The 13,345-nt window shown below is 64.5% G+C and carries 13 protein-coding genes; 12 read left to right on the top strand and 1 reads right to left on the bottom strand.

Going from position 1 to position 13,345, the window contains the following annotated elements:
* Positions 1 to 48 precede the first annotated feature (48 nt).
* Positions 49 to 1,317 (top strand): c-type cytochrome, encoded by a 1,269-nt coding sequence (locus tag CN673_RS05835; protein ID WP_099865304.1) that lies wholly within the window; start codon positions 49 to 51, stop codon positions 1,315 to 1,317.
* A 6-nt stretch (positions 1,318 to 1,323) separates the two neighbouring features.
* Here the strand turns inward: CN673_RS05835 and CN673_RS05830 are convergent, their stop codons facing one another.
* Positions 1,324 to 3,351 (bottom strand): 4Fe-4S binding protein, encoded by a 2,028-nt coding sequence (locus tag CN673_RS05830; protein ID WP_099865616.1) that lies wholly within the window; start codon positions 3,349 to 3,351, stop codon positions 1,324 to 1,326.
* Positions 3,352 to 3,467: 116 nt separating this feature from the next.
* Between CN673_RS05830 and CN673_RS05825 the strand changes: the two genes are divergently transcribed.
* The 11 genes from CN673_RS05825 to CN673_RS05775 all read left to right on the top strand — a co-directional run bounded on the left by CN673_RS05825 (position 3,468) and on the right by CN673_RS05775 (position 13,171).
* Positions 3,468 to 4,202, top strand: a complete 735-nt coding sequence (locus CN673_RS05825) for a biotin/lipoate--protein ligase family protein (protein WP_099865303.1) — start codon at positions 3,468 to 3,470, stop codon at positions 4,200 to 4,202.
* Complete coding sequence (locus tag CN673_RS05820) at positions 4,196 to 4,756, top strand: DUF6505 family protein (RefSeq protein WP_099865302.1); 561 nt, start codon at positions 4,196 to 4,198, stop codon at positions 4,754 to 4,756. The genes CN673_RS05825 and CN673_RS05820 overlap by 7 nt, the downstream gene beginning before the upstream one ends.
* Positions 4,753 to 5,754 carry a DUF6352 family protein gene (locus CN673_RS05815; RefSeq protein WP_099865301.1) on the top strand — a complete coding sequence of 334 codons (1,002 nt, stop codon included), beginning with the start codon at positions 4,753 to 4,755 and terminating at the stop codon, positions 5,752 to 5,754. Before CN673_RS05820 ends, CN673_RS05815 begins: the two co-directional genes overlap by 4 nt.
* A 9-nt stretch (positions 5,755 to 5,763) precedes the next feature.
* The gene (locus tag CN673_RS05810; RefSeq protein ID WP_099865300.1) at positions 5,764 to 6,267 is read left to right on the top strand and encodes a DUF3305 domain-containing protein; all 504 of its coding nucleotides are present in this window, start codon (positions 5,764 to 5,766) and stop codon (positions 6,265 to 6,267) included.
* Positions 6,264 to 6,983: a DUF3306 domain-containing protein gene (locus CN673_RS05805; protein WP_099865299.1), complete on the top strand. Its 720-nt coding sequence runs from the start codon at positions 6,264 to 6,266 to the stop codon at positions 6,981 to 6,983. Before CN673_RS05810 ends, CN673_RS05805 begins: the two co-directional genes overlap by 4 nt.
* A 325-nt stretch (positions 6,984 to 7,308) precedes the next feature.
* The gene (locus CN673_RS05800) at positions 7,309 to 7,929 is read left to right on the top strand and encodes a TorD/DmsD family molecular chaperone (protein ID WP_245409797.1); all 621 of its coding nucleotides are present in this window, start codon (positions 7,309 to 7,311) and stop codon (positions 7,927 to 7,929) included.
* 62 nt (positions 7,930 to 7,991) lie between these two features.
* Complete coding sequence (locus CN673_RS05795) at positions 7,992 to 8,201, top strand: formate dehydrogenase (protein ID WP_245409796.1); 210 nt, start codon at positions 7,992 to 7,994, stop codon at positions 8,199 to 8,201.
* A gap of 11 nt (positions 8,202 to 8,212) precedes the next feature.
* Positions 8,213 to 11,164 (top strand): formate dehydrogenase subunit alpha, encoded by a 2,952-nt coding sequence (locus CN673_RS05790; RefSeq protein WP_099865296.1) that lies wholly within the window; start codon positions 8,213 to 8,215, stop codon positions 11,162 to 11,164.
* 14 nt (positions 11,165 to 11,178) lie between these two features.
* Positions 11,179 to 11,775 carry a formate dehydrogenase FDH3 subunit beta gene (fdh3B, locus tag CN673_RS05785; protein ID WP_099865295.1) on the top strand — a complete coding sequence of 199 codons (597 nt, stop codon included), beginning with the start codon at positions 11,179 to 11,181 and terminating at the stop codon, positions 11,773 to 11,775.
* 64 nt (positions 11,776 to 11,839) lie between these two features.
* Entirely contained in the window at positions 11,840 to 12,856 is a 1,017-nt protein-coding gene (locus CN673_RS05780; RefSeq protein WP_099865294.1) for a formate dehydrogenase subunit gamma, read from the top strand.
* A gap of 117 nt (positions 12,857 to 12,973) precedes the next feature.
* Positions 12,974 to 13,171 (top strand): hypothetical protein, encoded by a 198-nt coding sequence (locus tag CN673_RS05775; RefSeq protein ID WP_099865293.1) that lies wholly within the window; start codon positions 12,974 to 12,976, stop codon positions 13,169 to 13,171.
* The last annotated feature ends 174 nt before the right edge of the window (positions 13,172 to 13,345 follow it).

The following is a 13,345-nucleotide window of genomic DNA, read 5'->3' as shown; positions in this document are numbered from 1 at the left end:
TGACGGCGGGCAGGTGGCTGCAACTATGGGTGCGTCTGGAGGATCGCCATGCGCATACCCCTTGTGATCGTTTTCTTCGCCGTCAGCGTCGCGCTGCCGGCCCATGCCGATTTTCGCGGTCATGGCGGTCCGGTGCGTGCGCTTGCCATCGCTTCCGATGGCGAGACGATGCTTTCCGGCTCCTTCGATACCACCGCCATCGTCTGGGACAAGGCGGCGGGCGTTGCCGACGATGTGCTGCGTTTCCACGAGGATAGCGTCAACGCGGTGGCGATCCTCGATGACGGCCGCAAGCTGACGGCAGGGCAGGATGGCAGGATCGCCCTATGGGACGGCGACTCACCACCCGTCGAACTCGGGCGCCATGATGCCCCGGTGGTGGCCATGGCGCTCGCCCCTGACGAAAAGGCGGTTGCCACGGCGTCCTGGGACGGGACGGTGCGCGTCACGCCGCTTGAGGGAGACGAGCCGTCGAGAACTCTCGACGGACACGAAGGCAATGTGAACGCGGTTGCCTTCCTGCCCGACGGAACGCTCGTCTCGGCCGGTTACGATCTCACGGTCCGCTTCTGGCCGCCCGACGGGGGCTCAGGCCCGGTCGTCACTCTGCCGGCCCCGCAAAACGCGCTGGTCGCAACGCGCGACGGCGAGGCGATCGCCGCCGGCGCGGACGGCGTCATCCGCATCCTTGCTGCGCGCGGTGACATCGTCGCCGAGATCGAGACCGTGCCCGTCCCGGTGACCGCGCTGGCGATTTCCGAGGATCAGGCGACCGTTGCCTCGGCTGCCGTCGACGGCTCGGTCTGGCTGATCGACCGGATGAGCCAAGGCGTGCGGCTCACCCTTCAGGATGCCGACAGCCCCGTATGGTCGCTGGCCTTCGATCCGGGCGACGGGACGCTCTATGCCGGCGGCGGCGATCGCGTGATCCGGCAGTGGAACCCGCGCACCGGCGAAAGGCTGAATGAGGCCACCGGGAGTGAAGCCGGAACCGGCGAGGACCTGGGCGACAGCCGCGGCGCCGAAGTCTTTGCCGCCTGTTCGGCCTGCCACACGCTGGGCGAGGATGGCGGCAACCGCGCCGGCCCCTCCTTGCACGGTATATTCGGTCGTCCGATCGCCTCGGCGCCCGGCTATGACTATTCGCCGGCCTTCGAGAAGCTCGACATCGTCTGGACGCCGAAAACGGTGTCGGAGTTGTTCGAGGTCGGCCCCAACCACTATACCCCCGGCACCAAGATGCCGGAGCAGCGCATCACCAACCCGGAGGATCGGGCGGCGCTGATCGAATTTCTCAAGCAGCGCACGACGCAATAGTCCTGATCAGTGCTTGCGGGCCTCACGCTCGCGCAGATAGTCGTCGGTCGTGCGAACGCGCCGCGTATCGGCTTCGTGTGGATCGAAGCTTTCCTTGACCACGACGGAGACGCGGCAATCCTCGCACATTTGCAGCACGCGGCGTCGATGCTCGCCCTCCGGCCCTGAAAACATCCAGTGATCGGAAAGCTTCGCCATCACGCGGTCGATGGACGCGCGGGTTCCGAACGCTGCGCCGCATTCGATGCAGTGATGCGGCTCTTCTTCCTTGATGGTCTTTTTCGGCGAGGCCCAGGCATCGAAATCGAGCTGCGGAACAAGGGCGATCGCATCTTCCGGGCAGGTCGCCTCGCATAGTCCGCACTGGACGCACAGGCTCTCTGTGAAGCGCAGCGTCGGTCGCTCGGGATTGTCGCTCAAGGCGTCGGCGGGGCAGGCGGAGACGCATGCGAGGCATAGCGTGCAGGCATCGGTGTCGACGGCAAGGCCGCCAAACGGCGCGCCGCGATCAAGCGCGATCCGCGCGACCGGTGTCGGTGCCACGCGATGCAGCTCGCGAAAGGCGAGCTCCATCAGGCCGCGCTTTCCGGCTGTCGGCAGGAAACCGGAGACATTGCGGCTGGCAACGGGCTTGCCTGTTTCGACGAGGGCCTCGGCAAGGTGATCGGGATCGTCGGCTTCGATCAGTTCGGCGCATCCGGCACCGTATCCCAGCCCGTTAAACACACGATCCATCATCGAAAGCGTCGCCTGAAGGCCGGACAGGTCGTGTCGCGGGCGGGCTCGGGAAAGCAGCCGCACCGAGCGGGCGCCATAGGCGAGGGCGGCAGCAAGCAATTCCGGTCCGACCTGGGTGATTTCGTTGACAGCCAGAGGCAGCACGTCGGCCGGCAGGCCGTCGCCGAAACGCGCAGCGGCGTCGATGAGCGCGGCGCCATGATCGTTGTCATGCAGCAGAAGAACGGGCTGGGTTCCCCCCGCCTCGGCATATGTCCGCAAGAGGACGCGCACGCGCGCGGTCAGGGCATCGGCGGGCGGCAGCGCGTAGGCAGCGGCGCCCGTTGGACAGGCGCCTGCACACTGGCCGCAGCCGGCGCAGATCGCCGCATCGATGCTCACATGGTCTCCGTCCGGTGTGATCGCCCCCGTCGGGCATAGATCGAGACACCGCGTGCAGCCGGTGATGGTCGAGCGCGAATGCGCGCAGATCGCGGGGTCGTAGTCGACATAGCGTGGCTTGTCGAAGGTGCCGACCAGTTGCGCCGCCTCGAAGATCATCTGCGCGACAGCGGCAGGATCACGCGGATCGGCACGAAGATAACCCGCGCGCAAATCCGATGCCGGAAAGAGCGGCCGTCCCCCGGTCAGGTCGATGACGAGGTCGCAGGTCGACGTCGCCCCGTCGCGGGCTGGGCCGAACCGCAGCCGTTCGCGCGAGGATGGGTCGGGCAGGGCGTAGGCGTCGATCGTCAGCTCGAATTGGCCGAGATGCCCAACCGCGTTGCGCACGCTGCCTTGCAGAACCGGAAAGACTGTCTGGCGCGGGGCAAGGACCTCCGCACCCCGTTCGACGAGCACGGTGATGTCGAGGTGATCGGCGAGCCGGCGCCCTGCTTCGATGGCCGCCTCGTCCCGCCCGAGGATCAGTGCCACCCCTTGCGATTCCATCGCAACGGTGGTGATCGGCGGCATGTCGATCGCAGCCGCGGCAAGAAGCGCGGCCGTCTTCGGTCCGGCCTTGCGAGCGTCGCGCGACCAGCCGGCCGTCTCACGCACATTGGCGAACGCGATCTCGCCGGAAAAGCCGGCATCCTCCGCAATTTCCTCGAAAAGCGGCTGCTCCTGCGTGCAGCCCACCGTAATGGGGGCGTTGCCGGTCAGCGCATCACGAAAGAGAGCGATCTGCGCACGGCAGAGTTGGTCGGCCTTGGCGACGGACGCTCCGCTCGCGGCCGCAACCGTGTCGCCATGGTTGGGCATCGTCTTCTCGCAGGAGCAGACGAAAATGCGGCGTGGTGACGGCTTGCGCGCCATTTCGTTCATCGCGTGAATTTCCTTCCGCGCCTGCGATCGAAGACTTGCATTCCGACAGGGGCGCATTCTACTTTTGATTGGTTCTAACCTAGTCGGTCCCGAAAGGTTTGTCACGAATGCTCGCCGACGCCGAAACGTCTGGTCTGCTGCTTCCCCCGCTTTTTGAAGCCGTTGCCGCTCAGCGGCCGGAAACGGTCTTCGATGAAGCCTGTCGTGTCGCATCGCAGGATGGTGCCGGTGCGCTGGTTCATGCAAAGAGCGAATCGCAGCTGGCCCTCGCCGTGACGTTCGAGCCGGACCGGCCTTTGCGTCAGGCGCGATTCATCTTTTTCGCCGGCATGGCCGCGCTCGGCGATGCGCTGGCCGCCCATTGCCCGCCCGAGCGCGGTATTCGCTTTCGATGGCCGGACAGCATCGTTTACGACGGCGCCTTGCTCGGGGGAGGCTGGCTTGCCGCAAGCCCCGTTTCGGTGCCGGAGGAAACGCCGGACTGGATGGTTTTCGGCGCCCAGTTGATCGCCGCCCGTCCCGGCCTCGTGGATACCGGCCAGTATCCGGGGTCGATCTCCCTTCAGGAAGAGGAGATCACCGAGACAAAGGGCGTGCTTGAAAGCTTCGCGCGCCATCTGATGCGCTACGTCGACGCCTGGCAGAACGAAGGTGCGGGAGCGATCACGAAGCCCTATCTCGAGCGGCTGGTCGCGGCGACGGACCACGAGCAGACGATCGACGGGCATGGCGATCTGCTGGAGCGCGATGCGCCATCTGCCGCGCCCACCCGCCAGTCTCTCCTCGGCGGGCTTGATGCCCGCATATGGTTCGACCCGCTGCGCGAGGGGCCGAAATGGTGAAACTGCCGCGCACCATCCGTATGGACCCGTCCGATACCTTCGTGTTCGACAATGCGGCCGAACCGGGAGAATGGGCGGTCGCAGGCACGTTCCTGTTCCATGGCCGCCGCGTCGATGATCTGCCACGAAAGCAGCGCAACGCCTTCCGGTCCGGGTTCGCCGGGATCGAAAGTTTCGGCTTTTCGACTTTGGCCGTGGTCGCTGAGGCGACGGCGGAGGAAGAGGACGCGGCGATAGAGCAATTGGCGGCACGGCTGGTGGACCGGCTGGGCGCACCCGATCGGGAAACCGCCCGCCCGGCGGCCCGAGAAGAAATCGCATTTGCCGCTGAGCTTTGCCGCGATCATGCGGTCGGGACCTTGCTTGCGCTTCATCGCACCGAGGAGGATGGCCAGGTCCGCGAGCGCTTCCGCACGCTCCGGCAGCGCGCCGACACACCCTTTGCCGATCCCTCGATGCGCGGACACGGCAAGGCGTTCTTCATCGTCGAGACCGACGAGGAGGATGAACCGGAAGAGCATCTGGACCTTGCGAGCCTCGGGAGCCGGCGGTGAGAGAATTCTGGGTCGCCAGCGGCCATCACATGACACGCCGACGGGCCGATGGCTGGCTGGCGGTGACCGATGAGCTGCTGCTCACCTATCTCGCTCGGCCGGAAATCGTGCCGCCGCCGGAAGCCTGCGTCGTCGAGCGTGCGCTGCACCAGCGCCTGCTGGCCGACCCGCGCGCGTTTGTCGAAGAGGATACCCTGGCGGCGCTGGCCGATCCCGATGCGCGCGAGAACTGGGAATTCATGCTCGCCTTTCGCGATCTGCTCGTGGTGAACGAGACCATCGAGGGCGCCTATCTTGCCATCGTGCGTCAGCGCATGGCCGTGCCGCCTTTGTTTCTCAATCAGCTCGTTCACCTTGTGATGCGCAATGCATTGGAAGGGTGTGAGGATCCTTTTGTTCTGCGGGCGGCCGAGCTCTTCTATCGCCCTCAGCGGGCATCCGTGCGTGACGGCGCGCTTTTGATGGCGGATGCCGAGCTCGTCGAAACCGTGGAGGCCGAACAGGCCGCATCGCCGCTGACTGCGATGTTCGCCGAATCCGGCGTCGGCGAATTGGACGTGATGGACGAGACGAACGCATGGACCTATTGGAGCCGATCGGACGCCCACACCATGGCGCTCAATTTCGGCGGCAACGCCCACGCGCGCACCGCGCTGGCGACGGCCATCGCCGTCTTTGTGCATCATCTGTTGCAGGTCCAGGTTGCCGTTGAGCCGCTGATCGACGTCAGTGAACCCCAGTTCCGCTGGTTCGTCGGTCTCGACGCCGAGGCAACGGCGATCGGCAACGCGCTGTGGCGGAACGAAGGCGTGGATCCGTCGGCGATGCAGCGGCTGATCGGTCTGTTTCGCCTTCGCTTCATCGACGAGCAGCGGGCCGAGGAGGCGGCGAGGGGCCACCCGACCTATCTTCTCATGGCCATGACCCGCGACAAGGAGATAAGATTGAAGCCGCAGAACCTGGTGACCGGGCTGCCGATCGCCCCGGTCCTCAACTGAGGTCGGAATATGCCGAAAGTTTCAAGACGCGTCGGCGTGATCACGGTATCGCGCAAGCCGGTGACCCGTTGGGCAAAGCGCGGCTTCGCGCCGTCGGCCGCTCTGCCTGATGTCCCCGAGACCGAGCCCGGTACCCGCCTCGGTCCGGCGGGCGACGTCGAGAGCTACTATGCCGGTGCCCACGCCATCACCCTCTATTCGGGGGAAACGGCCCACTACCGCGACAACCTCGTCGCAGGGCCATCGCTCTGGATATCGATGCGTCCCGATAGCGCCACCGGCGTCATGATCGTGACGGCCGATCCCTACGAGGGCGAGGCGCTGGCAGGGGATCCCGGCTTTGTCGTCGAGGCGGTTTCGATGCCGGCAGCGATCAGGGACTGGGTCGCCGACTTTGTCGCCGTTCATCACGTCGAACACGTCTTCGAGAAGCGCAAGCGGCGGCGCGCCGATCCCGATGCGTTGACCCGCGGCGGCAAGCGCGTGCTGGACAAGGACGAGTATCTGCCATGAGCGACGAGCCGCAGGGCGACGACGAAAAGGGGTTCCTCGCGCGCTGGTCGCGCAGGAAGCGCGATGCGCTGCGGCCAGACGAGGTGATCGAGGCGCCGGCCGAAGCGTCAGCGCCGGATCAGGTGTTTGACGAGCAGGCGGGCGATGATGACGACGACGCGATCAGCCAGGAAGAAATCGACGCACTGCCGCCGATCGACAGCGTGACCGATCGCGCCGGGCTCGATCCCTTCTTCCGCAAGGGCGTGCCGGCCGGGCTGCGCAACGCGGCCCGTCGGCGCATGTGGCTGCTCAATCCCAAGATCAACGGCTATCTCGATGTCGCGCGCGACTACGCCTATGACTGGAACACGCCGGGCGGCGTTCCCGGCTCGGGAGGACGCGTCGCCTCGGCTGCCGCCGCCAAGCTCGTCGATGCCATGTTTTCGAGCGGCGACTGGCGGCAGAGCGCCCAAAAGCCCGAGGTTCGGCCACTGCAAGAAGACCAACTGGACGAAGCCGAACTCGTCGCGCGTGACGAGTCCGAGTCGGAAGGCGATGGAGACGCAGCCTTGCCCGATCTTGAGGACACCGCTCCGGATGTGGTTGCCGCCAGGAGCGCATTGTCCACATCTACGACTTTCGTCGTAGATGATGATGGAGAAGAGCCGGAACCGGTTTCGACGGCGAGTGAAGCCAGGTCGGCGAAACGACACGGCGGTGCCAAGCCACGCTGAGGGTGAACTATGCAAAAATATGCATAATACACCTTTTCTCCCGTATGGATCGGATATGGAAAGTCATGCAATCTTCTGCGTATTTGCGATGAGGGCTTCGTCGCCATATCCCCGATCATGGCCAGCCGATCGCTGTGCAATCTCCATGGTTTCTCATAAATATTACTTTTATACTCATGTTTTTCCGTGCGGTAATACTGAATAAATTCAATTGCCACGCGCGCAACTATCGGTAATCATTTGCAACAATAGGAGAGTTGTCGGCGTCCAAGCGGCGTAATCCGATGACCTGGGGAAGGCGACGAGGGAAAGGGGCGTTGTGGACGTGGCTGTTGCCAGCGACAAGTTGACGGTTTCCTCTCGTGACGGGTCGGTCGATGACGTCGACCTTCTGCGTGCTCATGAGTACGGCCTGCTCGGCGAGTTGCTTGCGCGCTGTCCCGGTCCCGACCTGCTTCACAAACTCTCCGGCCTGCGCGGCGACGACACGCCACTTGGCCGTGCGCATACGGCGCTTGCCGATGCCGCACGATCGGCTGATCCGGGCGCGGTTGAGGACGAATTCTTCTCGCTCTTCGTCGGTGTCGGCCGCGGGGAGTTGCTGCCCTACGCATCCTTCTATCTGACCGGCTTCCTCAACGAGCGCCCGCTCGCCGCTGTGCGCCAGGACTTGGTGGTGCTCGGGCTCGAGCGTGAAGCCGGCCTTCACGATCCGGAAGATCACATCGCCATTCTCTGCGACGTCATGGCCGGTCTTGCCGCCGGGCGGTTCGAAGAGGAGGGCGTGACGCAACAGGCGTTCTTTGCTCGCCATATCGAACCGTGGGCGGGACTTTTCTTCAAGGATTTGGCAACTGCGCCGTCCGCAAGGTTCTACCGGGCGGTGGCGGCGGTTGGCGCTGCCTTTGTCGATGTCGAATCCGTCGCGTTTGACATGGCAGCCTGAAATGCCGGCCGGCTGGCCGGAAAACATGAACTGATGCGCATTGGCGCCGAATGGAGGCTCGGATGACGAACAGGGAAGAGCAAAAGGGACTGCGGCGTCGCGGTTTTCTCGGCATGTTCGCCGGCGCGACGGCCGCGACCGCGACAGCCGCGGTCGTCGGAGCGGGAGCTGTCAATGAGGCGCAGGCCCAGGAAACCGAGGATGAGATGCGCAAGGCGCGGTACCAGGAGACCGACCACGTCAAGGCCTTCTACCGCACCAATCGTTACTGAGGGAGGGCGCAATGCTCGTTAAGCGCAAGTCCGGCCAGGCAGGCCGCTCAAGGCTCCAGTCCGCAGTGGCGGGGCTCGCATCCGCAACGCTCGATAGACGTTCCTTCCTCAAGCGCTCGGGTCTGGCCGTCGGTGGTCTCGCCGCGGCCGGCACACTCGGCGCGGGCACCGTCAGGAAAGCCGCCGCCGGCCCGATGATGGAGGGTGTCGAGGTCGACATCCGCAAGAACATCTGCACGCACTGCTCGGTCGGCTGCACGGTGACCGCGGAAGTACAGAACGGCGTGTGGACAGGGCAGGAGCCGTCCTGGAACAGCCCGATCAATCGCGGCACGCATTGCGCCAAGGGCGCATCGGTGCGCGAACTGGTTCATGGCGACCGTCGCCTGAAATATCCGATGAAGCGGCAGAACGGCGAGTGGGTGCGGATCTCTTGGGACGATGCGTTCTCCGAGATTGGCCAGAAGCTGGTCGAGCTTCGCGAGAATTCCGGCGCAGACTCCGTCTATTGGCTCGGATCGGCCAAATTCTCCAACGAGGGCTCCTATCTCTGCCGCAAGCTGGCTGCCTTCTGGGGCACCAATTCGGTCGACCACCAGGCTCGCATCTGCCATTCGACCACGGTCGCAGGTGTCGCGAACACCTGGGGCTACGGCGCGATGACGAACTCCTACAACGACATCCGCAATTCCAAGACGGTCATCTTCATGGGATCGAACGCTGCCGAGGCCCATCCGGTCTCGCTGCAGCATATCCTGTCGGGCAAGGAGCAGCAGCAGGCAAACGTCTTCGTCTTCGATCCGCGCTTCACCCGCACGGCGGCCCACGCGACCGAATATGTCCGGATGCGCTCCGGGACGGACATCGCCGTCATCTGGGGCATCATGCACCACATCTTCGCCAATGGCTGGGAAGATCAGGACTTCATCGACGCGCGCGTTTTCGGCATGGACGAGGTTCGCGCCGAGTGTGAGAAATGGACGCCTGAGCGCGTCGAGAATGTGACCGGAATACCCGGTGAGCAGCTGCGCCGCGTCGCTGAGACCTTCGCGACGCAAAAGCCCGCAACCTTCATCTGGTGCATGGGCGGCACGCAGCACACCGTCGGCACGGCCAATGTGCGCGCCTACTGCAATTTGTTGCTGGCCACCGGCAATGTCGGCAAGGCCGGGACAGGCGCCAACATCTTCCGCGGCCACTGCAACGTCCAGGGCGCGACGGATCTGGGGCTCGATATCTCCAACCTGCCGCTTTATTACGGGCTGACCGAGGGCGGCTGGCGCCACTGGTCCCGCGTCTGGGAGGTCGACTACGACTATTTCGTCTCCCGCTTCGACGAGGTGCCGGCAAAGGCAGGGCGCGAGGCGCGCACCCGCGAGCAGAACATGCAGACGCCGGGCATTCCTTCGACCCGGTGGTTCGATGCAACGCTGCTCGATGCGGAAGAGGTCGACCAGCGCGACAATCTGAAGGCGATGATCGTGCTCGGCCATGGCGGCAACACCGTGCCGCGCCAGCCCGAAGTTAAAGCTGGCCTGGAGGCGCTGGAATTGCTGGTCGTGGTCGACCCGCATCCCACGTCCTTCGCATCGCTCCATGCCCGTCCGGACGGCACCTATCTTCTGCCGGCCGCCACGCAGTTCGAGTGCAACGGTTCGCGGACGTGCTCCAACCGGTCGATCCAGTGGTACGAGAAGATCGTCGACCCGATCTTCGAATCCGCGACCGATTACTGGATCATGTATCGCCTGGCTCAGGAGCTCGGATTCGCCGAGGAGATGTTCAAGAACATCGAGATGGTCGAGGGCAAGTTCGGCCCAGAGCCGTCGGCTGAATCGCTGCTCAGGGAGATCAACCGTGGTGGCTGGTCGACAGGGTATTGCGGCCAATCGCCAGAGCGTCTCAAGGCGCATATGGCGAACCAGGACAAGTTCGACCTGGTGACACTGCGCGCGCCGGCCGATGCGCCGGATGTCGGCGGGGATTTCTACGGGCTGCCTTGGCCGTGCTGGGGAACGCCGGAGGTCCGCCATCCCGGCACCCACATTCTCTACAACAGCGAAGTCCATGTGATGGACGGTGGCGGCAATTTCCGCCCCCGCTTCGGGCTGGAGCGTGACGGCGTTACCCTCTTGGCAGAGGGCACGTCCTCCGTCGGCGCGGAACTCGATGACGGCTATCCCGAATTCACCATGGCAGTGCTGCGCGAACTCGGTTGGGATGGCGATCTGACCGCCGAGGAACTCAGCCAGATCGAGCGCCAGGGCGGAGATGACGTCGATGCCGTATCCTGGTCGACCGACCTGTCGGGTGGCATTCAGCGCGTTGTGATGGAGCACGGCTGCGTGCCGTTCGGCAACGGCAAGGCGCGGGCCGTGGCCTGGAACCTACCCGACCCGGTCCCGCAGCATCGCGAGCCGATATACACGCCGCGGCCCGATCTCGTCGCCGAATTCCCGACGCGGGACGACGCGCGCGAGTTCCGCGTGCCGAACATCGGCCATACGGTGCAGCAGGCTGCCATCGACAAGGGCATTCCCGAATCGTTCCCGATCGTTCTCACCTCAGGCCGTCTCGTCGAATACGAAGGCGGCGGCGAGGAGACCCGTTCCAACCGGTGGCTCGCCGAGCTTCAGCAGGACATGTTCGTGGAGATCAATCCCGCTGACGCTGCCGAGCGTGGCATCACCGACGGCGGTTGGGTTTGGGTGACCGGGCCGGAGAACGACTCCCGTGCCCGCGTCAAGGCACTGGTGACGGAGCGCGTCGGCAAGGGGGCGGCGTTCATGCCGTTCCACTTCGCCGGCTGGTACCAGGGCGAAAGCCAGCGCGGAAACTATCCCGAAGGCACCGATCCGATCGTGCTCGGCGAAATGGTCAACCAGATCACCACCTATGGCTACGATCCGGTGACGGGCATGCATGAAGGCAAGGCGACGCTTTGCCAGATCGAGGCCGCGTAAGGGGAGATGGACTGATGGCACGTATGAAATTCCTGTGCGACGCGGACCGCTGCATCGAATGCAATGCCTGCGTCACGGCCTGCAAGAACGAGCATGAGGTGCCGTGGGGCATCAATCGGCGCCGCGTCGTCACGATCAATGACGGCCTGCCGGGCGAGCGTTCCGTGTCGATGGCCTGCATGCACTGCACCGATGCGCCCTGCGCCTCCGTCTGCCCGGTCGATTGCTTCTATACGACAGCCGACGCCGTGGTCCTGCATTCCAAGGATCTTTGCATCGGCTGCGGCTATTGCTTCTACGCCTGCCCGTTCGGCGCGCCGCAATATCCGAAGGTCGGCAACTTCGGCTCGCGCGGCAAGATGGACAAATGCACCTACTGCGCCGGTGGCCCGGAAGCGGACATGACGATGGCGGAGTACGAGAAATACGGCGCCAACCGTCTCGCCGAGGGCAAGCTGCCGCTGTGCGCCGAGATGTGCTCGACCAAGGCGCTTCTGGCCGGCGACGGCGAGATCATCGCCGAGATCTACCGCGAGCGCGTCACGACACGCGGTTATGGTTCGGGTGCCTGGGGCTGGCAGACGGCCTATCAGGAAACCATCAACGTCTGAGGACGAATGGCGCTCGCGGCTTGCTGCGGGCCCGCTCAAAGGCAAGGCAGGAAAGGACATTTTTATGGTCGCCCAACTGAACTTCGCCCGGCTCGCCTTCGCCCTCGCGATGCTGACGCTGGTGGCCTTCGTCACCGCGCCTGCCATGGCGCAGGAGCCGGTGAACCCTACCGCGCGATCGGTGCAGGAGCAGCAACTTCTTGAAGCGTTGCAGGAAGGCCAGGCCGTATCGGGCCGCGTGTCCATTCCGAACAAGGATGCCGGCCTTTTGATCAAGCCCGAGGGGCGGGACTGGAGCGGAACGCACAACAACACCGTTTATTGGGTCTCCGCGGCGGTCATCCTCGGCACGCTGGCACTGCTGGCCATCTTCTACTTCGTGCGCGGGCGCATCCGCCTTGAGCACGGCTTTGCCGGCCGCACCATCAAGCGCTTCAATTCGTTTGAACGCTTCGCGCACTGGATGACGGCCGTCTGCTTCATTCTCCTTGCGCTGACAGGCCTCAATCTGGTCTTCGGCCGCTACATCCTGCTTCCGCTCTTCGGCGCGGACACGTTCGCCTCGGCCACACAGCTCGGCAAGTTCGTGCATAACTACGTGGCCTGGCCCTTCATGCTCGGCATCGCCATCATGTTCCTGGTCTGGATCAAGGACAACATTCCCGGTCGCATCGATATCGATTGGATCAAGGCGGGCGGCGGCATGCTGCGCAATGGCAAGCATCCGCCGGCCAAGCGCTTCAACGCGGGCCAGAAGATCATTTTCTGGGCGGTCGTTCTCGGCGGCGCCGCGCTCTCGGTCACCGGCGTGCTTCTGATGTTCCCGGAGCTGACCGGCGATCCGACGAACTGGCAGCTCTCGCAGATCATCCATGCCGTTCTTGCCGCCATCATGGTCGCCGTGATCTTCGGCCACATCTATATCGGCACGCTCGGCATGGAAGGCGCGTTCGACGCGATGGGCAAGGGCGAGGTCGACGTCAATTGGGCGCGCGAGCATCACCCGCTGTGGGTTGCCGGCAAGGATGCCACCGTGGAAACGACGTCGCCGCCGCGTGGCACCGTCGCGCCCGCTGAATAACAAGGTAGCCGGCTGTCGGCATGCGCCGGATAGCCCGTCGACAAGAACATTCGGCGTTGCAGCGGTTCGCGCTGGTGGCGGGTTGCAACGGCAGGACGGTTGGGGAGAAGGCGTAAAATGAAAGTGTTCCTCGTGGCTTTGGTGGCGGCTGGCGTATTGGCTTATGGCGCCTCGCTGATCCTCAACCAGACATGGCAGGCGACGTCTTATGCGGCCTATACGACCTCCGGCGCCCGCGTCGACGATCCGGGCGACAACCTGGTCGGTGCCGATTGGCCGGAAGCGGCTGCGGCGGCTGCTGCCGACGAATCCTGATCTTTGCCCGCCGGCTGCTCGCTGAGGTCGCCGAGCGTGGCTGATCGTGGGTTGGCCCTGCCAGCGGCCCAGCGGCAGCTTTTTGATGCGCTGCAGCATTGCGCCATCCTGCAACGACGCTCTACGACGAAAGTCTGATATATACCGACGAGTTTCTGCCGCTCGACCTCTGGT

The organism is Neopararhizobium haloflavum, assembly GCF_002750855.1.
Classification (GTDB): domain Bacteria; phylum Pseudomonadota; class Alphaproteobacteria; order Rhizobiales; family Rhizobiaceae; genus Georhizobium; species Georhizobium haloflavum.
Note: the sequence above shows the minus strand (reverse complement) of the source record. Positions and strands in the feature narration are given on the sequence as shown.